The following is a 25,758-nucleotide window of genomic DNA, read 5'->3' as shown; positions in this document are numbered from 1 at the left end:
GGTTTTGTAGGGGCAAGTCCACCCGGCGAAAACCGAAGAAAAACTTAAAATCGTGTCCGGGATTAGTTGACCACTACATGTAGCGCCCAACGGCTCAAGAAAACTCAGGGGTCGATGGGGGGATAGCGGTGGCAGTAGGGGTGAGTAGCATCGCAGTTCCTAGCTCGACAGCTCTTTTCGAATGATTTCTGCGCCAGCACTTAACGCATTCAACTTGCCCCTTGCCACCTGACGAGGCAACGGAGCCATACCGCAATTGGTGCAAGGGTAAAGCTTGTCGGCATCGACGAACTGGAGCGCCTTGCGCAGGGTATTGGCGACTTCCTCAGGCGTCTCGATGGCATGGCTTGCCACATCAATAGCCCCCACCATCACCTTTTTGCCGCGAATGAGTTCGATCAGATCCATCGGGACGTGAGAGTTGTGACATTCCAGCGAGACGATATCGATGCTGGATCTCTGCAACTTGGGGAACGCCTCTTCATATTGGCGCCATTCCGAACCCAGCGTTTTCTTCCAATCGGTGTTGGCCTTGATGCCGTAGCCGTAGCAAATATGCACGGCGGTTTCGCACTTGATCCCTTCGATGGCTCGCTCCAAGGTGGCCACACCCCAGTCATTCACTTCGTTGAAGAACACGTTGAATGCAGGCTCATCGAACTGGATGATATCGACCCCAGCAGCCTCCAGCTCTTTGGCCTCCTGATTGAGGATCTTTGCAAATTCCCAAGCCAGTTTTTCACGGCTTTTGTAGTGAGCATCGTAGAGGGTGTCAACCATCGTCATTGGGCCGGGCAAGGCCCACTTGATCGGCTGCTGCGTCTGTTGGCGAAAAAAATTTGCGTCTTTCACAAACACCGACTTTTTCCGAGCAACCGCACCTACAACCGTCGGCACGCTGGCGTCGTAGCGATCACGAATCCGGACGGTTTCACGATTTTCAAAATCGACGCCGTCAAGATGCTCGATGAAAGTTGTCACAAAGTGCTGACGGGTCTGTTCGCCATCACTGACGATATCAATACCGGCCAGATGTTGCTCCTGCAATGAAAGGCGCAGCGCGTCTTGTTTACCTTCAACCAGTTCTTCATCCTGCAATTTCCAGGGTGACCAAAGCGTCTCGGGTTGTGCAAGCCAGGAAGGTTTGGGCAAGCTACCAGCGGTCGAAGTAGGCAACAGTTTTTTCATTGAAAATGACCTTGATTTAAAATTTATTAAAGCGTGCAGGTAGCAGACCACTGATCAAGAATGGCTTGATAAGGCTTGATGAATTGTTCTTCGGCAAATTTGCCCTGTTCGGCAGCCAACCGGCCACGCTCTTCTCGATCATAAACAATTCGAGTCAATGAGTAGTCCTGGTGCTTCAAACTAGGCCGGTATGACTTTCCAGCTACGGAGTTCGCATTGTAAATCTCAGGACGATAGATTTTCTGGAACGTATCCATTGTGCTGATCGTGCCGATCAACTCAAGATCGGTGTAATCACCGAGCAAATCCCCTGAGAAGTAGAAAGCCAGTGGCGCAGCGCTGTTAGGGGGCATGAAGTAGCGAACCTTCAAGCCCATTTTTTTGAAGTACTCATCTGTCAAAGAATACGCATCTTGCTGGTACTCAAAGCCCAGGAAGGGATGCTGTTTATCGGTTCGCAGGTATGTCCGGGAACTTGATACGCTTAGGCAGATGACAGGTAGCTTGTCGAAGTGTTCTTTGTAAGCACTTGAGTTCACAAAATACTTGAACAGTTTGCCGTGCAATTCGCCAAAGTCATCTGGGGTGCTGAATTCCGACTGGTTCTCGTTGTGCTCCAGCAGCCTCACACAGAAGTCATAGTCTCGCACGTAGGATGAGAAATTATTTCCTACAATGCCATTGATACGTCTATTGGTTTTTTTGTCAACGATTGTTGTCTTCAAAACCTCAATTAAAGGAATAGCCTGGCCGCTGCCTTGAGGATCAATTTCCATTTCAGCGGAGATAATGTCCAACTCGACCGTGTAACGGTCACCGGTCGGATTATCCCAGTGCGCCAAGGCATTGAAGCGGTTATCGATCATTGTCAACGTATTGCGCAGGTTTTCTTGGCGACTTTCTCCTCTCGCCAGGTTGGCAAAGTTGGTCGTGATGCGCGTTTTTTTGGAAGGGAGGTAATTCTCATTAAAACTAATGCTCTTGATAGCAAATGTAAAGTCGTTGTTCATCGTGACCTGCACCTGTATTTTGACAAACCTGAACTGGCGCCTAGCCTTTTCAGCTTTAATCAACATTCTGTTCCTTCGGTCAAAAGCCTGTAGATCGGCCACTGCGAAGTGCTGGACGCATTTTAGACAGGCAGTCCACATGAACTAAAACGAATTGATTTCAAATGATTATTAGCCATGCTCATGATGGCTCATAACCTCGGTACGAAATCGTTGAAGTGTGCCCCTGTTCTTCACCCGCTTGAGAAGGCGTAGATCACTTCCGTAGGGCAGGTTTTGCTCAGTCTAAAACGACATTTTTTTACGTGAGCTTCATTCGCAAATATGGTGACGCTCACCAGGATCCTATCGGAATGTCATTCATTCCGTTCAACACCCGTCAGCAGGAGCTGAATCAGCATGAGCAACCAAAAGCCGCCACCACCGCTGCAGCTCGTGCCAGGGATAGGCCATGCTGGATGGCCACACACCCCGGTAAATGAATAAAAGCTCCTCGGCCATGTCGATCGGCTGGGCCACCAAGCGCTAACTGCACACCAAAATCCCCACAACGTACAGCGATCCGACCAACCGATTTGAGCCGATCCGCGTAAAGCCAATGGCAGGAAATGAAACCCACCTCCCCTACCTGTTTTCAGCCTCCGGCCAGTCTGGTGGCGCTTGATGTTTGCGGTACCAGCGCGCAACCAATCCTATCGTCACGCAGTTCAAAACTAGCCAGACGGCAGCTTTGACGACCATCAGATCATCACTCATAGCTTTCTCTCGGGACTCTCAAAATCAGCTATATCCAGGTTGCCGGTGGAGCAGATGCCGCTGCAACTGACTTACCATGAAACGGCTCCCGAACTGTCGGAAAGTCCGGGGCCTATTTAAAGTAAACCCCGCTGCACGCTCCGGCGTTACAACGGTAAGAAATACGTTATCGTTAGTTTCCTTCACTGAGGTGGCTTGTGGCCATATTCGATCCGGTCCGGGGTTTCTTTCAACGACGCGCAGCGGATCGCTTGACAAGTCGTCTGTCTACGATGTCGTTGCACATCCAGTACCGCACCTCGACTCGGCGCGGTCAGTTTCCTTTTCCAGGCACTCAGACCTACCTGGTGGCCGAGTGGGACGGTCAACGTCTTGGCCATGTCGATTATTCAGTCAATGCGCTGGGCGATCGGGTGTACATCAACAAGATCAGGGTCGTGCATACGTTACCATTTCTCATACCGATGCGTTTCTCATGACAGGAAGCCAGGAGGTAGTGGACAGGGGTTCGCCCTGCAAGTCAGCAGCCAGCAAACCCTAGGACACAGTTATCTGACTTCAAGCTCAGCTACCGAGCTTTGCTCGCCTTTGAGGATGCTTTGGTGAAGCTGATTTATGTGCTCGACTGCGTTTTGACCTTGTGCCAGATGGTGCACGTAGATTTCGCTTGTCTTGGTGAAACGGTGGCCAATGCGTACGGTATAGGAGCGGAACATCCAGCTGAGAAAACCTGTGTAATACATAGCATCTTCAATGTCCCGCCACTTCACCCCACGAACTCCTTTGCTCCAAGGCAAAATCCCCCGGTACAGCCAAACTCCAACGTCATCCGTGTAAACGCGCATGCTTCTGAGAAAGAGGATTTTGTAGATACATAGAGACAGCGAGACGACCAGAACAAACACACTCACTGTCATGCCGAGCCGAAAAGCAGAGTCCGTTTGCGCGTTGTGTAACGTCCAGCCGCCGATGCTTAATGAGATAGCAATGAAAAACGCTATCGTCAAAACGGTGCTGACATAGGCCAACCAGGACAATCTGTAGACTGCGTGCGCAGACTCAATGCTAGGGCTTTCGTATCCATTCATGATGGCATTCCTTAAAAAGTAAAAAGTTGTTAGTTGCTACGCCCTTGGCTAAAGCGATGCCAGTGACCGGGGCTCAGGGTTCAGCAGTGCGTCTGTTCCTACTTCTTCCAGCCCTGGCCTCGAACACCGGAATCCCAGAATCCTAGCCGACCGCCAAGTGGGCTGGCGGGTGACAAGTACACCAGTCCGCAGTATGTGCACCGCTTAGCTCCTCCATGTGCTGCTATCTCAGCACAAACATCAACTGGTAGCTGATTCAGCAATCCTGCTTGTAAGGTCATCTGACGATCTGATTGACCACCAGAACATCTGTCGGGGCAATAACCTGGAGGGTAAGTACGTGGCATATTATCTCCGTGATTCCCGAGTTACTGATCAGACCGCTATTTTGGCCAACGCTTGACCGATGCTAAAAATGGAGCGTTCGCCAGACTCGGAAACCACTGCGAAGGCCTTCGTTTGAGCGTATTGACCTGGCCCACGTGCCCTGTTGTCCCATACAGCAACCACATCAACTGTGTCTTTCACCTCTCCACCCCAGCTGTCGAGTTGGCAATAACGGTGGTAGATGTCGAGCACGTCAGCTCGATCGGGATCTGAGAGCTTGCCCTCGATGGCCGTCCCCTCCCGTAAGGCATTAAAGTAAGCTTTAGCCGCGGCGAGGGTGTTATAAACCGTGCCGCTTTTCACGATGACTTTCTTCGCCATACTAATTTTCCTTACTGATCAATTGCCGAGGTTGAGGCCAGCATTTGTGATCGTTGCGCCGTTTTTTTTCAGCATCCCTGCATTATCAGAAATCACACTGTAATGCCCTGATGGGATATCCATCGTCAGCGGCCCGCCGCACTGCGGACAGGCTGGACTCAACAGAATTGCGACGTCCGATGGGACGTCATCCGGCCACCAAACCTTCCGACAACTCCCAAGGCATGCGTGGCTGGGTGCTCCATGATTAGCGCTATAGATGAGGTGCCCTTTGGTTTTCACGATCTGCATTCGAAACTCCATGATCGATATTGAGAAGCGAAAGCCCCCTTCTCCTAAGGCCTCAGCCCAGCGCATGGCTGGGCTTTGGCAGATCCAGTTTCCTGGACTTAATGTTTTATGAGCCGAACGTAGTGGAACGCCGGCTCACCTGAGAGCTTGTCAGTGATTGAGTCGGGTTTATCGTTTAGTAGTCGTAGTGCTACCTTGTTCGATGCCAGGTTATCTACGCTCACAATGGCCTCGACATAGAATTGGGGCAGATGCTTCCGAAAGCCATAGCCGATTTCATCAATACTCGCCTCAACAATGTCATAGGCCAGCCCCTGTTCTCGGAAAGGTTTCGCGACCGCATAACCAAGCCCAAAACATGGAACTCCATTGATCGGCTCTACATTCACGTAGACAGCCATCGCTTTAACGACGCCATTTTCAATCAGCGCGTACGTCAGCCGAGAGGTTCCCTCGGCATCATCGTGAAGAATCACAAGCTGGGGCTGCTTCGCGCACGGCGTGGGATGGATACGCCCATCCGAGAAAGCCTCTTGGAAACTGATCAGTCCAACATGCGGATCTGTCATCTGTGACATGCGGTACTCCTAATTTACGGACGCGAAAATTGATGCCCCTCGACGACCTCAGTCCCAGCTTTTGAGGTCCGGGGCTTGGGTGCAGCTGAGCGGGTTTTCCTAGACCAATGGACGATTTGATTTTTGTCGAGCAGCATCCCAATCCAGCTGATCTATCTGATGTTTGAGAATGAGATATTCCTTCCCAACCGCTCCGTCGATCCAGCCGTACTGCTGGATGATGTGGGGATTGACCCACCCATTGAAACTTAGGGACAAGATCTCATCCCTCCAACCCTTTACATAAGCTGGGACGTCGAATCGTTTTCTCCCCTTCAGTGCATCATCCTGCCCAAGCTTGTACCAAGGCCCCTCGTAAGCGTTGCTGAACATGAAATCGACACTTTTCCTCTTCCAGTAATTGGCGTTGATTTCTCGTTGGCAATCATGAACATCAAACGGACTAGAATCCCTCAGACTTTCGAGGGCTCGCTTGATGTGCGCGTGAGCGAGTTTGCGAGCCTTGTAGCGGATGACAGAGTTCAAGACAGTGGCCATGGCAATTTTTTCTGCTCTATCCTGGGGAGCGAAAAGCGTCCCTCTCCTACTGGCCAAGCCCGCACGGGGCGGGCTTGGTTGCATGGCGGTTTCCTATAAGTCTGAGCTTGAGAGCCCGGCACCATTGAGCACTGCTCGAAGCACCGCACGTTCCTCTTGATACGTCCATGCGCCTGGTTGGTGGACTGCGGGGTGCCGCGACTCTTCCTGCCAAGAGCTGTACCAGCTGTCTCTGACAGCTATGTAGACCGGCGGCCGACCTTCAAATTGATCGCTGGTGATGTCGATAACGACACCATCACACTCAATCCAAGCATGGGAGCCTCCGTCCTTCTCTCCACACACATAATCAACCTGAAGGCCTAGCTGTGAGCTCAAGTAGTCACCAAGCAACTCCGACACCACGCCACAGCAGCCTCGCGGAAAATTTTTCAGATGGCTTGGGAGTTGATCCAAACCCTTCAGCTTTTCAAGCTCAGCGCGGAAAACATGCGTGACAAGGGTGTAGTCCATTTTTTCTGCCCGATCCCAGTGCTGAAATTGATTATGTCTCGCTACCCAGCCGCTGAACGCCGCAATACTGCTCCAGGTCTGCCGCCTGATCCTTGTGACACATGACCGGCATTTTTTTCGCACCCGCGAAATGAAGATAACGTGTGCGATGGCGTCCATTGGTGTACCCCACCCAGCGCGAAACGCGCTCAGAGCTACGTCCCAACATCTTTAAGAAAGGCTGTTTGGATTTATTCCTCACCTCGTTGAAGGACACGATCGGCATTTCAACGTGCCGCTCTTTGGGACCAGGTGGTGCCAAAAATTCAAAGATGCCCTGGCGTTTATCTTGGTCCCACTCCTCTACAGGTGAGACGACAAAGCTTTGGTGCTCGTGCTGATCCGAATAGTGAATCAACTTTTGTACATCAACCATGACAACCACATGGTTATCGTAGCCTGGGCGGCACCGCAGGCTCACGCTCTGATAACCAGGGTGGCCACCAGAGAGACTGACTTCATACAGATCTGTGTTCATCCATCGTCCTTTGCTGATAGGGCAGGTTTGCGCCCGAAACCGACTCAGCCTAAATCGGTTTCCCGTTCACCCCAAGCCGGTCACCGAAAGGCATGAAAAAGGCCCCCGGACTGCTGGATAGTCCGGGGGCCTATTTAACGGATATGCCGTTACGCCCAGTCAAGACGCAGCAAGATGCCGAAGGGCTGAGCGACGCTTTGGGGCGATAGCGGTCGGCCGTGGATCACTGCTTTCGACCCGCAGCCGTCTGTGACGATGCTTGAGGCCGATTGAGGCGTGGCATTTCGCGATTCGATACTTCCCTGTCTATAAGCCCAGCACGCACATTCTTTCATGCTCGGCGACTGCCGGACGATCGTCAACTTGGGTTTCTTTGGAGCCTCTGGCCTTGGCGAAAGATCGGAGCTAACTCGAAAAGCGACCACATTGTCAGCGCCTCTAGGAATGAAGTTCCGATCGTTGATCGGTCAATTTTCCATACTAGATTAAACGCTAATTTCAGGTCTTGAAGCGCGCTACCATCTGATTCAAGTTCACCGCTAACTGCGAAAGCTCATTGCTGGCGGCCAGGGTTTGCTGCGTGCCTTCGCTGCTCTGCAGCGCCAAGTTGCGAATGCTCACGAGCGCGCGGTCTACTTCGCGAGCTACATGAGCCTGCTCTTCCGCGGCAGTGGCGATCTGCTGATTGCGGTCATTGATCAGTTGCACCGAGTCGGCGATGACTTTCAGTGACATCCCGGCTTCGTCGGCAGTGCGCTGCGTGTTGTGTGCCTCGATGGTGCTGCTGCTCATCGAATCCACAACCAGTGACGTGCCTGCTTGGATACTTGAAATCATCTGTTCAATTTCCAGAGTTGAGGTTTGTGTGCGATGAGCCAGTGCCCGAACCTCATCAGCCACCACGGCGAAGCCTCGGCCTTGCTCACCAGCGCGGGCCGCTTCGATCGCGGCGTTCAAGGCCAGCAGGTTGGTCTGTTCTGCAATGGCACGGATCACGCTCAGCACCTTGCTGATGTCCTGCGCCTGACCAGCGAGGCCCTGCACCTGTTCAGAGGTCATTTCCACGCGGTCCGTTAGGCTGCGCATGGCATGTAGGGTTTCGCCGACTTTCTGGTTACCGGTGGCGGCAGCGCGTGTGGAGTCCTTGGCCGCTTCGGAGGTGGAGTTAGCGTTAAGCGCGACCTCATCGACGGCGGCGCTCATCTGGTTGACCGCCGTGGCGGCCTGCTCGATCTCACTGTTCTGCTGCTGCAGGGTGAGGCTGGCGCTCTCGGTGATGGAAGTCATCTCTACTGCGGCGGAACTGAGCTGTGCGGAAGCATCGGAGATCTGCTCTATGGTGCTTCGCAGGTTGCCTTGCATGGTGTTTAGCGCGCGCATCAACCGCGCAGATTCGTCATTACCCTTAACCTCCAGGATAAGACGCAGGTCGCCATCGGCGATTTCCTCGGCCATTTTCAGCGAGGCGCTCATAGGCTGGACAATGCTGCGAGTCAGCAGGGTGGCGAGCACCAGCGTCAGCACCAGCGCGGCGAGTACCACACTATCGACGATGGTGATGCTGTGGGCATACACCTCAGTGGCGGTCACGCCTGCTGCTGCAGCGCCGTCGGTATTGTGCTGGCGCAACTCATTGAGTTTGACCTGGTACGCTGCGGCACGGTCGCGTTGTTCAGTGTTGGCGAATGTCACGGCCTGCTCATGCTGGGTAGCGTCAAGATCGACGACGCGTTGCAGTCCATCAAGATAGGTCTTCATCAGCGCCGCTGCGGCCTCGAATTTGGCCCCTTCTTCTGGGTCGGAAATGAGGTTATTGCGGTAGAAGTCGGTGCGCTCGTTGAGCATGCGCTTAGCGTCTTCCAGGTGCTGCACGGCGGTCGCTTGCTCTTGGGGATTCGAAGTCGCCAGAAGACGGATGCTCTCCAGGCGCGCGCCGAGCAGGGCGATCTGGATGTCGTCGGCGGTCTGCACGCTGATCAGCCAGTTCTTTTCGATGTCCTGCTCGGTGCCACGCAGCTTCCCTAGCTGCACGTATGCGAAGCCGCCGAGGGCAATGACCAGCAGCGTGATTAAACCGAAACACAAGGCGGCACGGGGCGCAATATTTAAAGAACGTAGGTTCACGGTGCAACTCCGAAGGGCAAACGCAGAAACTTTCTGCGTTCTGTACGGAAGCCATCGGCAATGAAAAACATAAATTTAGAACAAGGGTCAATTACAGCGGTATCAGTGCGGCCAGGTAGCAAGCAATATCGTCGAACCGTCATCGTTGTATCCGAATGTACATCAACAAGATCAAGGTTGTGCATCAGCGTCAGGGGGTGGGCCAGGGATTGCTCTGGCACCTTTGGCAGATCCATCGACTGCCGATCGTGCCACTGTACGAGTACGAGCTGTCATGCGGCTTCTGGGATAAAGCGCGTCTGCGATTCGACGCTGTAGGTGCCCAACTGCTCGATCAGCTGGCAAGCCTTCCCGATACGAATTAAGAGGCGTTACGTTGACGGCATCTAGTACCGAAATCTGACAAAACCCAAGGTCTTTGGGGGGCCGCTATCGACCCAAAGCGGCCATTGGCATCGAATGTCAAACACCTAAAGGCTACCGCGTAACGATGTGTATTGACCCGCTTCTTATCGCCGCTTCGTCGATACCGGCCCATTGCCCGCAACGAAACGGCGTTAATAGCGTTACACCACACGTGCTGTGGACCAACCGCAGATAAGGAACAGGTATGACCCAAATTTCCGGCATCAAGGAAGTCACCAGCTATACGGATTTACAGGTCACAAGTGCCAGTAGCCAGGTCAGCAAGAACGCGATCGAACTCATCGTGCAGGGTACTCCTGGCAATGACTACATACGTGGTGGGCTGGCCAATGAACTGCTAATGGGTGGGGGCGGCAACGACCAGCTAGTCAGCGGGGGGGGCAACGATGTGATGGTCTCCAGTGCCGGATACGACGGTATGGACGGCGGCGCCGGAAACGACACGCTGGAGGGTAACGCCGGCGACGATGTGCTGACCGGTGGGTTAGGCGCGGACAAGCTCACTGGCGGTACAGGCAACGACCGGTTCGTGTTCACGAGCAGCGCCGACAGCTATGCCGGTAGCAGCGACCTGATCACTGACTTCATCTGGGGCCAGGACAAGCTCGACGTCGCCGCGCTCGGCGTGACCGGTTTGGGAGACGGCCGTGACGGTACCTTGCGCATGACCTACGATGAAAACACTGATCGTACCTACCTGCGCAGCAGCGAAGCGGGGGCCGATGGGCACGCTTTCCAGGTCACGCTAGCCGGATTCGACTACACGCAGTTGATCACCAATGCCGATTTGGTGGTTGCTGATAAGGCAGAGGTGGTCCTCATTGGCCACACCACTATTGACATTGACCACGTGGGCTAACGCTGCCTGAGCAACTGGGCTATCAGCACGCAACTTTAGCTTACGCAACCGCTACGGTGTGCGTGCTGGACGGCTTCTGCTGCAGAAAAATCAGTCGCTGGTTCGGCACTGACTCAAACCCCAGACAAAAAGAAAAAGTAGACATTTGCTACTGAACGCGTCTGACCCCAGCGTTTTCTCATGTCCGAGTAATCGCTGTAATCCAAGGAGACTTGAGCCCTGGATTACAGCGGCCAGCAAGAGGAGCGACACCTTGAGTACCCCTCCCCGGCCTCCCACAATCCCGCAAGAGTGATTGCCAGCTTCGGTCTTGTCATTGTTGTCGGCGAACCGGGCAATCAGATCCACAAGGCTGAGGTGTCTATGAAACCAGAGGCGACTCATACGGTAGCTACGATCTTACCCAGCTGTAAGCCAAGGTGCTGACTGCTACGGTTTGACATCGCAGCAGCCAGAGGGCTGGTTAGAATGCTGCCTTCAGCCGAGCGCCGGCATAGGCCTGTGCTTCCTGAGCCTTTTCCACCACCGCAGCGGTGCCGAAAAACTCGTGGGTCACGCCGTCATACAGCTTGCGCTCCACGCTTACGCCCTGGTTTCGCAACGCCTGCTCCAGTTGCGCACCGTCATCACACAGCGGGTCGATCTCGGCATTGATCAGAGTCACTGGCGGCAGACCGTGAAGGTTGGCGTGCACAAGATCCAGACGTGGATCCTTCAGATCGGCAGAGCTTTTGGTCACATTGGCCACGAACCAAAGCATCATGGGGCGATTGAGTGGCTTGGCGTCAGCGTATTTCAAGTACGACTCGGTGTTGGTCGTGGTCTGCCCCACTGGGTACACAGCAATCACACTCTTGGGCGAGGTCAGGCCCTGATCGCGTGCTGCCACAGCAGTGGCGAGCGCCAGATTGCCGCCGGCGCTTTCGCCGGCCAACGCTAGGCGTTTAGGGTCTCCGCCAATGCTAGCAGCGTTGGTAGTGAGCCAGCGGTAGGCAGCAACAGCGTCTAGATGCGCTGCCGGGAATTTATATTCAGGCGCGCGACGGTAGTCCACTGACACCACGATAGCATTGGCCTGCTTGGCCAGGCCGCGGGCGCCACCGTCATACACGGTGCGGTCCGCGATCACCCAACCGCCGCCGTGGAAATACAGCACTACCGGGAATGGTCCGTTACCAGCAGGGGTATAGACGGTTGCTGGCAAGTTCCCTGCAGCACCGGCTACGGTGATCTCATGGGTTGCCACGCCCGGGACCAGTGCTGTGGGGCTGCTGTCACGCTTCTGGTCGGCCAGTACCCGCTTTACGCCATCAGCCACAGTAGGCTGTTTACGGGCTTCCTCCGGCGTGGTTTTTTCAATAGCTTTAGGATCGAACGCCGCTTGGGCGTTAAGCACTTTCTGCATGTCGCTGTCAGTGCGGAACATGCTTTTGGTCGAGCTGACAGCTAATTCCGACAAGGTAGGTTTTTCCGGATCGCGAGCGCAACCGGCCAAGGTTGCCAAGCTAACGGCGGTTACTGCAGCAACTAAGGCACAACGGATCGGATGGGACGAACGCATGGTGAATCCTCGATGGGTGCAACTATGGACACGAAAGTGACGGCGCGCTGCAGAAGCCGCGCTTACGCTTTGTCCGAGGAAAACAAGTAGTGTTCAAGGCAGACAGCCGTTATACGGATCAGCGGTAGGAGGCTAAATTCAACACAGAGCGAGTCGGGCGATATTGGCTGTTCTTCTTTGTTACGGGCTGCGCTGCGAAGAAGCAGCGCTACTGCAGGTGGGCTAAATCCAGGACCACCGCGGGATCCAGCACGTGAAGGTGCTGGCAGGGGCTGGAAAGTGCGATACCCGCCGTTGCTCCCCGTGGCAGCCGGCCGCATTCATGAGTACCTGGAAAACTCAGGGCATCATCCAGCCAACAGGAGGGTGCCCCTATTCCTACCTCTGAGAACCAAGCTGGCGGGTGCCGGTATTATGGTCAACGGCATCTATACCGTGACCTTCGCGAAAAGGCCAAGATAAAGGTCGACGGACTGGTGGTGCATGGGCTCAGAGCCACAGCGGCTACCAATGCCCTGGAGCACGAGGCCGACATCGCCAAGGTTCGGGCCTGGCTGGGGCGTGCCAACATCAGCACGACCACGGTCTACGATCGGCGGGAGAATCGCCCGGAGGATTTACCGACCTATAAGGTACAGTACTAAATGTAGTAGGCCGGCATGAGAACTGACAGCTAAGCTGCGCGACCACCTTCCCCGTCGCAGTACGTCCAAACCCAGAAATGCAAGCAGTTTTGCTGCATGACCAGCTACAGCCGTGCTAGAACTTCAGGATCCGGAACTCCAGCTACGGAGCGCGAAACGTGAGCCTGGGGCCGACCGTAGAGATACCCCTGAGCATAGTTACACCCGTTGCTGGCCAACCACGATGGAAGGGAGGGTGAGTGAAAATCCTCGATGCCTTCCGCCGTCACTTTCATTTTCAGGCTACGTGCCATTCCCAAAATAGCTTCCACCATCGGACGATGGTCAGTCTTACCGAGCTCAAAAAAAGACCGGTCTATCTTGATTTTATCAATGGACAAACGTGTCAAATGATAAAGGCCTGAGTAGCCAGTCCCGAAGTCATCAAGTGCCACTGTGATGCCATGTGCGTGAAGTCTATTCAAGTTGCGCTCAGCCGCTTCGATATTTCCGACCAAGGCCTCTTCGGTTATCTCGACCTCAAAGCGGTCAAATGGAAACTGCTCATGGCGCAACTGATCCAGGAACCGATCAGGAAAAAGCTCATCGGTGATCATGGCTGCACTGACGTTCAGCGAGAGATGAAGGTGATCGTCCCAATCCCTGGCAGCATCGCAAGCTTGCTTGACGAGAGACTGAGTCATCATGGGGATCAAGCCCAAGCGTTCAAGCGCTGGAATAAAATCAGCAGGCATCCCAGTGCTCCCATCTGGTTTGAGCCATCTGGCCAAGATCTCAAATCCGACAACTTCCTGAGAAGGCAGTGCAACAATTGGCTGATAGAATGGAATGATCTCTTGAAGTTCCACTGCCTGTTTAAGCGCAGCGTCCTCATCAATTTGAGCCTGATATTGGAGCCCATGCTCTGTTTCGTAAAAATGGTAAGTTGAACGACCCATGACCTTACCCCTGTACATTGCTACATCCGCGCAGTGCAACAGCGCTGAAGTTTCGGTAGCGTCGACCCACGAACGAGAGATGCCAACTGTAGCTCCCTGCCGGAAGGGTCGAAGCTTCTCGAGCATCGGGGCTCCTATTCGCGAAATCACATCTGCGGCAATGAGGCCCAGCTCGCGTTCCTCTCTACGGCTGGTAAATACGACGCAGAATTCATCGCCTCCTAGACGCGAAGCGATGCCGCCGTACTTGATTGCAATCTCCTCCAGTCGTTTTGCCACCTCAATGAGCACTGCGTCACCCGTTGCATGCCCGCGCTGATCGTTAACCGCCTTGAAATAGTCAAGGTCGATCAGCATCACAATCACAGGTTCCAATTGAGTGAGTTGCTGGTTTACAAGCTCCATAAAAGCACGCCGATTGAGCAGGCCGCTGAGTGAGTCGTACCTTGCCAGCTTTTCGGTATGAGACTGCAACCCTTCCAGCTGAACGTAGTTACGCCGGGCATTACTGATCATTTTTATTAGCATCACTCCCGGCCCGATCAAGGCGATCAGTGAAAACCCCGTCGATGTCAGAACGAAACGTAACCTTTCCCCTTCCTCAAAAACGCCGTCATAGGGAAGGCCAAGCCCCCGCATCACCCATGCCTCCAGCTCGAACTCCCAGAGAATGGAAAGAGCCATGACGGTCAGCAGAGTGAAAAAAAGTAGCTGTATCAGACGGTATGGACTGGGTAAGCGTAAATAGGTCATGGGCAGCCTCACAGGCCAAGCTAACAGCATGTAATATCATATGGCCATCTTCCCATAAGGCCATGGTGTCGGTTATAGAACTTGTTTATTCATTCGATAGAAAAGACTGCTTTTTCCAGGGAGCTTCATTTTTATGGGCATGCCAACGGAGTTTGAAGCTATCGCCGAAATAGCGTACGGCCCAGTAGTTTGCCCTGAGATACTGCGCCTTGTGGGCAGGCCACCCAGCCGACCCGCTCTTCATTAAGTATCAGACAGCGCCCGTCCCAGCCTCCACACAATGGTTGATCGGCACTGCTGCGTCCAAGTAACCGCCATGGGTCCAAGATCTCGATTCACTCTTGACCTGCCCAAGAGCCCTCATCGGCTTTTCTCCTTGCTGGGTTCTCGTTTGTGGTCGGCAGAGGGACATCCCAGACACTCGCATTGTCATGAAATGCTATCGACGGGACGAGGGAAACCTTGAGTCTCCCCCTCAGAAGCAGCGCGCTTGGCGAGCAGGTTTAGGTCTGGAACCTCTCACCCTAGCCAAGGCGCCCTTAGCAGCTGAGCCTTGGCGGCTCGCCGCTGGCGGAGGCCCATGTTGGGGGGCGGTCGCGGCGTGTCTCCCTCCTGCGGTTTAGTCGACGCCAAAGCGAAATTGGTTCTACTACCTCGGTCCACCGCGATGACCTGGAGATGCTAGCTCAGCGCCAGTCCACGCAGCTCGGGTACAAAAACTGCATAGGCCATTTGACCGCCAATTTGATGACAACTTATGAAGCCTCCATATTTTACCTTACCGAGGCTTTCACCCTCGGCGCTCACCAGGGCGCTGATTGGCTTCATCGCGCTTGTATGTTTCTCGTTGATGCTTGCTACAGCGTGGCAGATGAATCAATCCAGGCTTGAGCGTATCGCTAACGCCAAAATTGCAGTTTCAAACATTGTTCTAGCTGCTGAACAGCAAGCTCAGGACACAATACGCCAGGCTGACAATACGCTGCGCGATCTTGTTGAGCGTGTGGAACACGATGGTGTAGCGGGGGAACAGTTGTCACGACTGACGAAGCTGATGGCTCAGGACGTGATAAATGTGGAAGGACTTCAAGGGCTGTTTATCTACGATGCCCAAGGTCAGTGGGTCGCCAATTCCTTTGCGCACAGTGTGCAGGAAAAAAACAATGGCGACCGCGCCTATTTTGCCTATCATCGCGACCACACCGATGAATCCATTCACGTTGGCTCAATTGTAAAAAGCCGCAGTACGGGAGATATGGTTATCCCGATCAGTCGGCGTATCAATACTCCTGATGGGGAGTTTGCAGGCGTCGCCTTGGCGACGGTCCCGGTCGCATATTTTCAAGCGTTCTTCGAGCGAATGGATGTAGACGACAAAGGCGTTATCTTTCTCGCATTGAACAATGGTGATCTGCTGGCTCGCCGGCCAACATTGACTGCACTGATGACGACCAATGTGGCCAGGGGGGATATATTTACCCGCTATCTGCCATACAGCGACAATGGCACTGCCGTAATCAAGTCTGTGGTGGATGGCGTGGAAAGGATATATGCCTATCGACGGGTGTCCGGCCTGCCCATCGTTGCAGCTGCAGGTGTGTCGTACCAACATGTCTTCGCGCCCTGGTGGGCTTATGCGTACAGATCCATGGCTTTGATCGGCATGATCACGTTGGCTCTGTGCTTGCTGGGCATTCTGCTATACCGGCAGATCCAGCAGCTAATCACCGCGGAGGGCGAGCTGAACGTCGCCAGAAATGAACTGGAGATTATCGCTCAGACTGATAGCTTGACGCATCTGGCCAACAGACGGCGTTTCGATGCTACCTTGCAGCAGGAGTGGGGGCGGGCCAGCCGAAATAACTCAACCATAGCGCTTATCCTGTTGGACATTGACTGGTTCAAACAATACAACGACCACTATGGCCATCTGCAGGGTGACGACTGCCTGAGGCAAGTGGCAGGAATCATCGGGACCTGCGTCAATCGGCCGGGCGATCTTGCCGCACGGTATGGTGGGGAGGAATTTGTGGTCCTGCTGCCTGAGACGAATCTGGCCGGCGCTTTAAGCGTCGCCGAAAATGTCAGGTTGTCCATCGCCAGTGCACTCATTGATCACGCCGGCAGCTCGCTGGGCATCCTAACGATCAGTTGCGGCGTGGTGGCGATCAACTCACCTGCAAAGGATTCCTATACAGCCGCCCTGGCAGAAGCAGATCGACTTCTCTATCTCGCTAAAAGCAAAGGTCGCAATGCTGTAGAGGGTCATTCAATGCTTGATACTTACCGGCTGCATCAGACAAATGTTATCGACCTGTCTCGATAGCCGAGCATCAGGGCATAGCTGAGAAGAAGATCAACCACAACTGCGGCAAGCTGAACTGAACGAGGATCGCTCATTCGGTCGGTCGGTCCCGTCTCGAAAAGCCGCACCTGGTGAACTGGGGTCAAAGGAAAATCAACTTGAAGCGGAGCCCTTGGTGCGGTAACGATTCACGCTGCGAAAGCACCGTGAACGTTCATTTCGGACATCATAGACCAACTGCATGGCCTGCTCGTCAGTCACAACACCCGTTCTTCGTGCTTGCTCAATCCTGATGAGTAATGCAGCACATTCATCTTCAAGGCTGGCCCAGTGAGCCAGGTGCAGATTACGAATGGATTGTTTGAGAGCGTCGAGCATAGGATCACCTGGATATCGCGCCTAAGCGAGTGGTAAATGCGAATTGCTGGGCAAGCCTGATTTTAAAACCATCACTATCTGGCTTGGCCCGAGAACTGCTCAACGGCTGCCACCACACTATTGGCACTCTGCTGAATGTCTTTGATCACCTCGTCCGCCTCGCTTGCCAACTCCAGCGCCGCACCGGCCTGTTGCTTACTTTTTCCGATCATGTCCACTGCAGTGGAAGCGAGGATCTGATTCTTTTTCACGACCTCAACAATCTCTGCCGTTGCCTGAGTGGTTCGAAGGGCCAGTTGCCTGACCTCGTCAGCAACTACCGCAAATCCCCGGCCCTGCTCTCCGGCGCGTGCTGCTTCGATTGCTGCGTTCAAGGCCAACAGGTTGGTCTGGTCCGCGATGCTGCTAATGGTTTTGACAATGGTGCCGATTTCCTGGCTCTGGGCATCCAGCGCCTCAATGCCATGCGCTGCATCTTCCATCAACGCCGAAAGCATGTTGAGGGTTGTAACGGTGTTCTGGATAACTCCGCGGCCTTGCTGTGCACTGGCGTCTGTTTTAACAGACGTATCGTGGGCCATGCCGGCCGCCTCTGATATGGCGCGCTCACGGTTGACCTGGTCGGTGATTACGGTAGCGAGTTTGGCTATCTTGTACAGCTTGCCGTTGGCATCTACGATCGGATTGTAGGAAGCCTCGAGCCAAACCTCCCGGTTAGATTTATCCAATCGACAAAACCTCCCGGCGACGTACGAGCCCTGTCGCAGGGTCTGCCAAAAATGCTCATATTCTGTTGAACCGACATCGGATGGCAGGCAAAAGATCCGGTGATGCTGGCCTTGGATTTGGGGCAATGAATAGCCCATGGCGTGCAGAAAATTCTGATTGGCCGTCAGGACTACCCCATCCAGAGAAAACTCGATGACGGCAGTGGAGCGCATCAGGGCCCCCACCAACGCTTCATTCTCCCTTGAGGCCTCAATGGTCCTTGTCAGCACGCTGCAATACAAAACGATGCGTTCGACCCGTCCGCTCTCACCGGCGAAAGGTATGACCATTGCCCGCAGCCAGACATGACGACCTTCACGACTGCACAGGCGCAAGGTACCGCTGTAATGCTTGCCCTTGGCAATTGCCTCCAAAGCGCGGCGCTGATGAACATCACCGTGCAGCTCAGCGGGGCTGAACTCCCGCAGGGTCCGACCGGACAATTCAGCGTGAGTGAATCCCAGCTCTTTTTCGAACAGAGCATTTACCTCCAGGATTACGCCTGCCGCATCCAGCGTGACCGCCACGGTTTCGAGATCCAGTGTCGCCTTGACCTGCTCCAGGGCTCCCAGCCGTTTTTCCAACTGCTGGATTCTGTTTTTCAACCGGTTATTGAACATGACAGTCACTCGCATTGACATGAAATACTATCGACGAGACGAATGAAACCTTGAGTATTCCCCTCAACAGCCGCATGCATTGCAATTTCAGCAACAAGCTCTGACGACGTGGGCTGTAGCGACCAAGCGCCCATGCAATGTCTGGCCAACGCTTTTACCGGCATGGCTGCGTTTGGGTAACACGCCGGCGGTTGTTTTGAGCAGGACAATCAGGTTTTTACTTGGGCAAACGATTGCTAGCGAACCCTAAAAATCATGTTGCATTCAACCTAGACTCGTCTTCACTGAACACATTGGTTCAGAGGCCGGCCACCTCTGAATCAACGGGATAGCCTGGTGCTTGCAAGACAGCTATAACCAATCTCATCGACTTGGTATTGGCCCTATCTGAACCACTTTCAAGCTCGCTTGCAGGTACTGCGCATGCCCCCAGAGTCTTGCCCCGGCGTGGATGAAAAGTCAGCTCTCGATAATTTCGTAAGCGCTGCCTCCTGCCTAGAAGCCTGTTCAGGCGCCGTTTTGGTTTTGCACGAAGGCGTCCACTGGCGCATCGCATCCACCTACGGATCCGCGCCAGACTTTAAGATCGAAAAAGCTATCGATGCCTGGCTGAAATTCGTGTTGTCTTACGACGACGTAGTCGATCTCAATGAAATTATGGTCGGCAACGCTGTTCTCCCTATAGGTTTCGAGCGGGGAATCGGGGACTTTCAGGTCTGCATTGCTATCAAAGATGCTGCTGAGCGACTTGCTGGTGTGGTGCTGATGACGGTTCCGCTACCCCGCAAGGGACTTAGCGCCGCGCAGATCTGCCTTCTGCGAACTCACGCTGCCGACCTCTATGCCGCCCTCCAACCAACGCGGGTAAATGATTCTGCCGCACGCCTGCGCTTATTGGAGTCGGTGGTGGTCAATTCAAAAGACGCCATCCTGATTACAGAGGCCGAGCCCATCGACATGCCGGGGCCGCGCATCGTTTATTGCAATCCGGCGTTTCTGGCGACTACCGGTTTTTCCCTCGAGGAGGTCATAGGGCAGACCCCTCGCATATTGCAATGCGAGGAGAGCAACCGCGACACGCTCCGGCGATTGCGAGAGTCGTTGCAACGATGGGAACCCATCGAAGTCGAGCTGATCAACGCACGACGCGACGGGACTCGTTTTTGGGTACAAATGAGCATCGTACCGGTGGCAAACGAGAACGGCTGGTTTACTCATTGGGTGTCTGTGCAGCGAGACATCACTGAGCGAAAAGAAGCTGAGGAGGCATTGCAACAAGCACAGATGGATCGTGAGGAGCGCGTGGCGCTCCAATCACGGCTGGTAGAGCGCGAGAGAATTCAGGAGGAGTTGTCCTACGCTGCATTTCACGATGAACTCACAAGACTCAAGAACCGGGCGTACTTTACAGGTCGCATCGAGGAAGCCCTAAGTAAAAAGGGCGACGACAGCCGTAGCACGGCTACAGTTTTGTATATGGACCTCGACCGGTTCAAATACGTCAATGACGGCATAGGTCATCACGCTGGGGATGTATTGCTCAAACGGGTCGCGGAGCGGTTGCATTATTCTATTGACGTCGAGGCGGTGGTTGCGCGGATTGGCGGCGACGAGTTTGCCGTTCTGCTTACCGGCGAGGAACATCAGAAACAGGCTGTCGAGACAGCCGGACGAATTATCCAAGCGCTTGGCCTACCCATCGAGATCGAAGGCCAGACGCTGTTTACCTCCTGCAGCATTGGCATCGCGACCCTGGATAATCATCACAACACAGCTGAGGACCTGATTCGAGATGCGGATGTGGCGATGTATTCGGCCAAGAAAACAGGGCGTGGTCGCTTTGCGATCTTTGATGTGTCGATGCGACAGGCTTCGATCGACATGTTGATGCTGCAAAGTGCGCTCAAGCATGCGATCACCGCCGATGAGTTCTACCTGGTATTCCAACCGATCTTCTCTGTAGAAACTGAGACCATTGTAGGCGTTGAAGCCTTGACCCGATGGCGCCATCCGATCTGGGGAAATGTCACACCGGATGTTTTCATCAGCGTGGCAGAGGACATTGGCGTCATTCACGACCTTGGTCAGTGGGTAATGCGCAACGCTTGCCGTGAGGTCAGGAGGTGGCGCGACAGCTTCCCGAAGAAAACCATCAAGCTCAACGTCAATGTGTCGGGGGCCGAGATGAACCGCAAGGGCTTCGCTATTCAAGTTGCCCACATACTTGACGAGACCGGATTTGACCCTTGCACCCTGCAGATAGAGATCACCGAGTCGGTCTTTCTGCATGAACCGGATGTTGTGCTCCAGACTCTGGTAGCTCTTCGAGCTCAGGGCATTCGCGTCGCGTTGGACGATTTCGGCACGGGCTACAGTTCCCTAAGCTACATCGACCGCTACCCTATTGATGTCATCAAAATTGATCGCTCATTCGTCTTCCGTATGATGAGCCATGAGCGCAGCGTTGCCATCGTCAAGAGTATTTTGTCGTTGGGCCAGGTGTTGGATTTGGCAATCGTGGCTGAGGGGGTAGAGACGCAAAGCCAGATGGCTCAGCTCAGAATTCTAGGCTGTCCTTATGCTCAAGGCATTCTACTGAGCACACCCTTGCTTGCGGAGGACATGCATGCACTGCTCTCGGATTGAGGAATCACGGTGCTCAGTGCACAGGCACGAAGCACTGCTCATTCCTGGATTCCGCTACTGATCGGTAAGCGTCCGGCGAACTCACCTTTCGAACTCCAGCTTTAAGAGCGATGGTGTCCGTATATTATTAAGCGGACGCGATAGCCCTCACCGCAAGGATTTCCATGCGCCGTAAGGGGCCGGTGAACACATCGTCCGAACTCCATCATTAAGGACGATGGTGTCTGCGTATTTTTAAGCGGACGCTACCGCCCTTATCTCCAGGCGGACTTCAATCACCAAGCGTTGATAGTTATGCGGGGGCGTGCTTTCACGTTTGTAACTCTGTCGAAGGCTGCCTGATAGCGTGCAGCATATTGCCGCGCACGTCTGAGGGCCAAAGTCAGGCTATCTGTTCTGAGCGTTCTCTCTGACTTCGCGCCGTCCGCTGACTAGCGCACGCAGTTGCGGAGGGATAACAATGCGGAAATAGAAGGTTCCGTGACGGTTCAGGGTCACATATGAAGGATTGCGCATGGTCAGCACCGGAAATGCCTCACCTGGATGTCACGCCTCAGTGGCGCACCAGCCTGAAACGCTAGGTCCAGACAGCACAACGCCCCAAAAAATGGGGCGCTGTGTAAGGATGCTGGTGAAGCCGCTGGGATGCACCCTCAGAGTTTGGCAAAGGCGCCGTACCGGGCAATCAGTTGAGTGCTTCTTGATGAACGCGTATTCGGCCGCACTCCTTGGTATAGGAGGCGGCGGCCTTTTTTAAGATGTCTAGCTCTTCGGTCACATGCTTGAGTTCGAGCGAAGCTGACGCAGCTAGGCTTGCTGGTCATCGTCTTGCTGACGCTGCTCTTGGGGTTTGCTGTAGAGCTTGAGCCAGGCGTAGAGGCTATGAACAGTCATGCCCAGGCGCCGAGTGCTGAGCCCATAATCCTGCAATCACTGGTTTTCTTAGGCACCGTCCTGTATGCGTAACGCTCCTATTACGGAGCTGTGCGAGCTTTGGTCCGTCAGAACTGAAAGACGATGTTCGAAAGCCCGCGAGTAGGCTTCAGCTAATAGGCTGAACTGCGCACGGCTTATGGCATGGGCAAAACCGAGGCCCGTGCTGTGGCCGAGAGCACGGCCATGAGCGTGACTTAGGCCAACAATGGAGTCTGCGGCCCAGATCCGTTCCAGACACGTAAGCAGCCCCATTTGGGCATCTCGTTTCAGCCCCAATGCACGAATAACGCGCTGCGGGTCGGAGGGTGAGTTGAGCAGACGCTGGGCCATAACGCTTCGCTCGTACATACAAGGGATGGGACTGAGCTGAAACCAGCTCATCCTAACCCAGCGACTCGCCGAGGATAAGTCGGTAATCGAGTGATGCCTGAAAAAAACCACGCGGTTGCCGGCGGCAACTTGGTGCATAGTGTCAAACGATCGAAGATCAAAATCAACGAGGGCAAGCCCCTCTGCCCTTGGCGATCACCGGGCCAAAGCCCTACTCAAAGCGCCGGATGAAACGACGCTGCTGCAGGTGAGCGACATCCAGGAGCGCCGCGGGATCTAGCGCCTGGAGGTTCACGGCAAGGGCGGCAAGGTGCGGTACCTGCCGCTGCACCCGGTCGCGGTCGGCCGCATTCACCAGTACCCGCATAGCTCAGGGCATCATCTGGTCGACAGGAAGGTACGCTGTTCATACCTTTGCGCGGCAAGCTGAAGAACGCCGGTGTCACGGCCAACCGCATCTACACTGTTGTGACGACCTGCGCGGCAAAAAGGCCAAGATAAAGGTTTACGGACTGGGCGTGCATGGGCCCAGAGCTACAGCTGCTACCAATGCCCTGGAGCACTAAGCTAAACGGAATGTCACAGCGTTGATAGAGCCCTGGAGATGAGAGCTCACCGCGACCCCGAACGACTTAAGGGAGGGCAGCTCTTCGCCATACCGTCTCAATGCCCTAGAGTGATCTATAGTGTTATCGGGCCTTAGCAGTACGAGACCTAGCCCGCCAGGCTTTCCTGCCTCCCCTGGCGGGCTCTCTCCTTGATATTTCTTCACTACAGATCCAGACAAGTCCCCTGCCTGCACTATGGGCATGAGGTTGTTGTAGCAACACATCTCGCTATACTTTTATCTATATAGCGATCAATGGTGGTGACCAAGACTTCGATGAGCGACAGAACCTACCCCTACACCGCATGGCTGCTGACATTGCCTTCGGTGAAGCCAAGCTCGCAGCGCTTGCCGAGGAGCTGGAAAGACGTCAAAGAGGGTTACTGAAGCGACGATTGGAGTTGCAGAGATGCAAATGAAGTTTTTGCACAGGCGTAAGCAAGGGGTAAGCATCCGGCGAAGTGACCTAACTCGAATTGTTATTAAGGCAAGATAGTGATTGTTGATTGATGTTCGAGAACTGCATCGCGCAGGGCGATGTGTCTGGCAACCATTCAATTCTTGGGCTGAGGTACGAAGGCAGAGCCGGCTGCTATCGCGGAGTGTGCTGCAAATGCTAGACTTAGCCTCTACTCCAGCTCCAGCAGAGGTCGTCATGCCCGCTCAATCTGCTCCCTGTCAGCTGGAGACTCACCCTACCTCTTCGGTCACCGCGACAGATTTACCATCAGATATCGCATTACTGCACGCGATCAGTACCGGGTTGATCGGTGAACAACACCTGGAGACGCTGTACGGAAAGATTGTGGACGCGGCAGTGTCCATCACTGGCTCCCAATTCGGAACAATGCAACTGCTTTGCCCCGAGGGCCACGCTTCGGGCCACGGTGGCAAACTTCAGCTACTTTGCTCGCGAGGACTGTCTTCAGAGGCGATCAACTTCTGGCAGTGGGTCAGCCCAACGGCCCATAGCAGTTGTACTCAAGCGCTCAAGCTGGGTAAGCGGGCCATCATTCCGGATTTCGAGGAATGGGTAGAAATTGCCGGGACTGAAGACTTGTCGGCTTTTCGCAAAACGGGGATACGATCGGCGCAAAGCACACCACTAGCGTCACGCTCCGGCCTATTGTTGGGGATGATATCGACCCACTGGCGCGATGCGCATCATCTCCCCGAGCGGGATCTGAAGCTGCTGGATATTCTGGCGCGACAGGCAGCCGACCTGCTCGAACGTACAATTGCTGAAGAAGCGCTGCGAGCACGCGAGCAAGACCTAGAACACACCTGCCATACGCTGCGTGATACAGAGGGGCAATTGAGACTGCTTAACGAAGCTCTGGAGCAGCGCGAAATGAGCCGTACAACCCTGCTCATGGAGTTGGAAGAGAAGCTGCGCCAGTCACAAAAAATGGAAGCAGTGGGTCAGTTGACTGGAGGTATCGCTCATGACTTCAGTAACTTGCTCACGGGTATCTCAGGCTCCCTGGACTTGCTGAAATTGCGTTTAGCCCAAGGCCGAGTGTTGGACCTCGACAGGTACATCACGATGGCACAGAGCTGCACCAATCGCGCTGCAGCACTAACGCATCGGCTGCTTGCGTTTTCGCGTCGTCAGACCTTGGAGCCGCTGCCCACCGACGTTAACATCTTGATGCACGAAATAGTCGATTTCGCTCGGCGTCTGATGGGGCAAGGCATCGAGCTCGATGCTCATGGCGATTCAAATCTGTGGCTGGCCTATGTCGATGCCAGCCAGCTTGAAAATGCGCTTTTGAATCTCTGTATAAACGCTCGGGATGCAATGCCGGACGGTGGTCGCATCACGCTTAATACGACCAACCAGCAGATAGATGAATACGCGGCGCAAAGTGAAGGTCTCGCTGAAGGCCAGTATTTGTGCATTTATGTAAAAGACACAGGTTCAGGCATTCCGCCTGAAACCCTGGCTCATATATTTGAGCCGTTTTTCACCACCAAGCCGGTCGGCCAAGGCACCGGGCTTGGCCTTTCGATGGTCCATGGCTTTGCCAAGCAGTCGGGTGGTCAGGTGCGAGTCTGGTCAAGCGTGGGTGAAGGCACGACAGTCTGCATCTACCTGCCGCGTTATCGGGAGAAAATTTCCGAGACTCCGGGCAAACCCAGTTGATCAGTGTGCGGTCAGCCTTTGGCAAATTGCTTGCAGCTGAGTCAAGGTGAATGGCTTGTTCAACCAATGCACATGATCATAGTCCAACGTGTTTACCGCAGCATGGAAACCTGAGGCGACGACTACAGGCATCTGAGGTAACAAGTCATGCATCCTTTGGACCAGCCCGAGCCCGTCGATCCTGCCAGGCATTCTTAGATCAGTGACCAGCAGATCTGCATCGAAACCATTATGCTGAATGTGACTCCAGGCTGAATCTGCCTCGGAGAATGCTCTGACTCTATGACCTTCCATTTCCAGAATTTCGACCATGATGGTCAATATGTCCTGCTCATCCTCGACAAGAATGATTGTGCTCATAAGGTAATTCCTGTCGTGACGATCAGACCTGTCTGAGCGGTGTCTGAGCATTTGCGTGCATGTAACTGATTTGACAAGCCAAGCTTACATTCAAGCGTTCCGTCCGATGAGCGGGGGTCAGAGGTACTAATTCTACCGCTTACGCACGCGCAGGCGACCTGGACCAATGCA

General features: G+C 54.2%; 20 protein-coding genes and 6 pseudogenes. 8 read left to right on the top strand and 18 right to left on the bottom strand.

Annotated elements, in window-relative coordinates; translation table 11 throughout:
• Positions 1–159: 159 nt before the first annotated feature.
• Together B3I26_RS28660 and B3I26_RS28655 are read right to left on the bottom strand one after the other, a co-directional pair.
• Positions 160–1,188, bottom strand: coding sequence for a methionine synthase (locus B3I26_RS28660; RefSeq protein ID WP_296262773.1), 1,029 nt, complete (start codon positions 1,186–1,188; stop codon positions 160–162).
• A gap of 26 nt (positions 1,189–1,214) precedes the next feature.
• Entirely contained in the window at positions 1,215–2,198 is a 984-nt protein-coding gene (locus tag B3I26_RS28655; protein WP_296262782.1) for a DUF1852 domain-containing protein, read from the bottom strand.
• 1,028 nt (positions 2,199–3,226) lie between these two features.
• Between B3I26_RS28655 and B3I26_RS28650 the strand changes: the two genes are divergently transcribed.
• Positions 3,227–3,433, top strand: coding sequence for a hypothetical protein (locus B3I26_RS28650; protein WP_296262772.1), 207 nt, complete (start codon positions 3,227–3,229; stop codon positions 3,431–3,433).
• 69 nt (positions 3,434–3,502) lie between these two features.
• Here the strand turns inward: B3I26_RS28650 and B3I26_RS28645 are convergent, their stop codons facing one another.
• The 9 genes and pseudogenes from B3I26_RS28645 to B3I26_RS29065 all read right to left on the bottom strand — a co-directional run.
• On the bottom strand, positions 3,503–4,042 hold the full coding sequence (locus tag B3I26_RS28645; RefSeq protein WP_296262771.1) for a hypothetical protein: 540 nt from the start codon (positions 4,040–4,042) through the stop codon (positions 3,503–3,505).
• Positions 4,043–4,417: 375 nt separating this feature from the next.
• Complete coding sequence (locus B3I26_RS28640) at positions 4,418–4,750, bottom strand: hypothetical protein (protein ID WP_296262770.1); 333 nt, start codon at positions 4,748–4,750, stop codon at positions 4,418–4,420.
• Positions 4,751–4,768: 18 nt separating this feature from the next.
• Positions 4,769–5,041 carry a hypothetical protein gene (locus B3I26_RS28635; RefSeq protein WP_296262769.1) on the bottom strand — a complete coding sequence of 91 codons (273 nt, stop codon included), beginning with the start codon at positions 5,039–5,041 and terminating at the stop codon, positions 4,769–4,771.
• Positions 5,042–5,139: 98 nt separating this feature from the next.
• Positions 5,140–5,619, bottom strand: coding sequence for a GNAT family N-acetyltransferase (locus tag B3I26_RS28630; RefSeq protein WP_296262768.1), 480 nt, complete (start codon positions 5,617–5,619; stop codon positions 5,140–5,142).
• A 99-nt stretch (positions 5,620–5,718) separates the two neighbouring features.
• Positions 5,719–6,240 (bottom strand): hypothetical protein, encoded by a 522-nt coding sequence (locus B3I26_RS28625; RefSeq protein ID WP_296262767.1) that lies wholly within the window; start codon positions 6,238–6,240, stop codon positions 5,719–5,721.
• Between the two features lie 9 nt (positions 6,241–6,249).
• Positions 6,250–6,669 (bottom strand): hypothetical protein, encoded by a 420-nt coding sequence (locus B3I26_RS28620; protein ID WP_296262766.1) that lies wholly within the window; start codon positions 6,667–6,669, stop codon positions 6,250–6,252.
• Between the two features lie 31 nt (positions 6,670–6,700).
• On the bottom strand, positions 6,701–7,186 hold the full coding sequence (locus tag B3I26_RS28615) for a plasmid fertility inhibition factor family protein (protein WP_296262765.1): 486 nt from the start codon (positions 7,184–7,186) through the stop codon (positions 6,701–6,703).
• A gap of 498 nt (positions 7,187–7,684) precedes the next feature.
• A complete protein-coding gene (locus B3I26_RS29070; protein WP_407073268.1) occupies positions 7,685–8,473 on the bottom strand; it encodes a methyl-accepting chemotaxis protein in 789 nt (262 codons plus the stop codon).
• A gap of 69 nt (positions 8,474–8,542) precedes the next feature.
• Positions 8,543–9,310: pseudogene (locus tag B3I26_RS29065) on the bottom strand (MCP four helix bundle domain-containing protein); the annotation flags it as partial.
• A 155-nt stretch (positions 9,311–9,465) separates the two neighbouring features.
• On the opposite strand from B3I26_RS29065, the gene B3I26_RS28605 reads away from it, so the two are divergent.
• Both B3I26_RS28605 and B3I26_RS28600 read left to right on the top strand, forming a co-directional pair.
• Positions 9,466–9,675 carry a hypothetical protein gene (locus B3I26_RS28605; protein ID WP_192133378.1) on the top strand — a complete coding sequence of 70 codons (210 nt, stop codon included), beginning with the start codon at positions 9,466–9,468 and terminating at the stop codon, positions 9,673–9,675.
• A 245-nt stretch (positions 9,676–9,920) separates the two neighbouring features.
• Positions 9,921–10,595, top strand: a complete 675-nt coding sequence (locus B3I26_RS28600; RefSeq protein WP_296262764.1) for a M10 family metallopeptidase C-terminal domain-containing protein — start codon at positions 9,921–9,923, stop codon at positions 10,593–10,595.
• A gap of 463 nt (positions 10,596–11,058) precedes the next feature.
• Here the strand turns inward: B3I26_RS28600 and B3I26_RS28595 are convergent, their stop codons facing one another.
• On the bottom strand, positions 11,059–12,054 hold the full coding sequence (locus B3I26_RS28595) for an alpha/beta hydrolase (protein ID WP_296262763.1): 996 nt from the start codon (positions 12,052–12,054) through the stop codon (positions 11,059–11,061).
• A 253-nt stretch (positions 12,055–12,307) separates the two neighbouring features.
• Here B3I26_RS28595 and B3I26_RS28590 point away from each other — a divergent pair.
• Positions 12,308–12,800, top strand: a pseudogene (locus tag B3I26_RS28590) (tyrosine-type recombinase/integrase); the annotation flags it as partial.
• A 104-nt stretch (positions 12,801–12,904) separates the two neighbouring features.
• Here B3I26_RS28590 and B3I26_RS28585 read toward each other — a convergent pair.
• Positions 12,905–14,491 (bottom strand): putative bifunctional diguanylate cyclase/phosphodiesterase, encoded by a 1,587-nt coding sequence (locus B3I26_RS28585; RefSeq protein WP_296262762.1) that lies wholly within the window; start codon positions 14,489–14,491, stop codon positions 12,905–12,907.
• A gap of 757 nt (positions 14,492–15,248) precedes the next feature.
• Here B3I26_RS28585 and B3I26_RS28580 point away from each other — a divergent pair.
• Positions 15,249–16,817, top strand: coding sequence for a sensor domain-containing diguanylate cyclase (locus tag B3I26_RS28580; RefSeq protein WP_296262761.1), 1,569 nt, complete (start codon positions 15,249–15,251; stop codon positions 16,815–16,817).
• 132 nt (positions 16,818–16,949) lie between these two features.
• On the opposite strand, the gene B3I26_RS28575 is transcribed toward B3I26_RS28580, so the two are convergent.
• From B3I26_RS28575 to B3I26_RS29055, 3 genes and pseudogenes are all read right to left on the bottom strand, one after another.
• Complete coding sequence (locus B3I26_RS28575) at positions 16,950–17,174, bottom strand: hypothetical protein (protein WP_296262760.1); 225 nt, start codon at positions 17,172–17,174, stop codon at positions 16,950–16,952.
• Positions 17,175–17,248: 74 nt separating this feature from the next.
• A pseudogene (locus B3I26_RS29060) lies at positions 17,249–17,683 on the bottom strand (methyl-accepting chemotaxis protein); the annotation flags it as partial.
• Positions 17,684–17,785: 102 nt separating this feature from the next.
• Positions 17,786–18,562: pseudogene (locus B3I26_RS29055) on the bottom strand (PAS domain-containing protein); the annotation flags it as partial.
• Positions 18,563–18,985: 423 nt separating this feature from the next.
• On the opposite strand from B3I26_RS29055, the gene B3I26_RS28565 reads away from it, so the two are divergent.
• Positions 18,986–21,208, top strand: a complete 2,223-nt coding sequence (locus B3I26_RS28565) for a putative bifunctional diguanylate cyclase/phosphodiesterase (protein ID WP_296262758.1) — start codon at positions 18,986–18,988, stop codon at positions 21,206–21,208.
• Between the two features lie 615 nt (positions 21,209–21,823).
• Here the strand turns inward: B3I26_RS28565 and B3I26_RS28560 are convergent.
• Positions 21,824–22,114 (bottom strand): annotated as a pseudogene (locus B3I26_RS28560) (transposase); the annotation flags it as partial.
• Positions 22,115–22,579: 465 nt separating this feature from the next.
• Between B3I26_RS28560 and B3I26_RS28555 the strand changes: the two are divergent.
• Together B3I26_RS28555 and B3I26_RS28550 are read left to right on the top strand one after the other, a co-directional pair.
• Positions 22,580–23,037, top strand: a pseudogene (locus B3I26_RS28555) (integrase); the annotation flags it as partial.
• 699 nt (positions 23,038–23,736) lie between these two features.
• Positions 23,737–25,227 carry a GAF domain-containing hybrid sensor histidine kinase/response regulator gene (locus B3I26_RS28550; protein WP_409522043.1) on the top strand — a complete coding sequence of 497 codons (1,491 nt, stop codon included), beginning with the start codon at positions 23,737–23,739 and terminating at the stop codon, positions 25,225–25,227.
• Here B3I26_RS28550 and B3I26_RS28545 read toward each other — a convergent pair whose 3' ends face one another.
• Positions 25,228–25,587: a response regulator gene (locus tag B3I26_RS28545; protein WP_296262757.1), complete on the bottom strand. Its 360-nt coding sequence runs from the start codon at positions 25,585–25,587 to the stop codon at positions 25,228–25,230.
• Between the last annotated feature and the right edge of the window lie 171 nt (positions 25,588–25,758).

The sequence above is a fragment of the Pseudomonas sp. UBA5706 genome, assembly GCF_002419965.1.
Taxonomy (GTDB): domain Bacteria; phylum Pseudomonadota; class Gammaproteobacteria; order Pseudomonadales; family Pseudomonadaceae; genus Aquipseudomonas.
The sequence above is the reverse complement of the archived record's forward strand: the minus strand, read 5'-3'. Positions and strand labels throughout refer to the sequence as shown.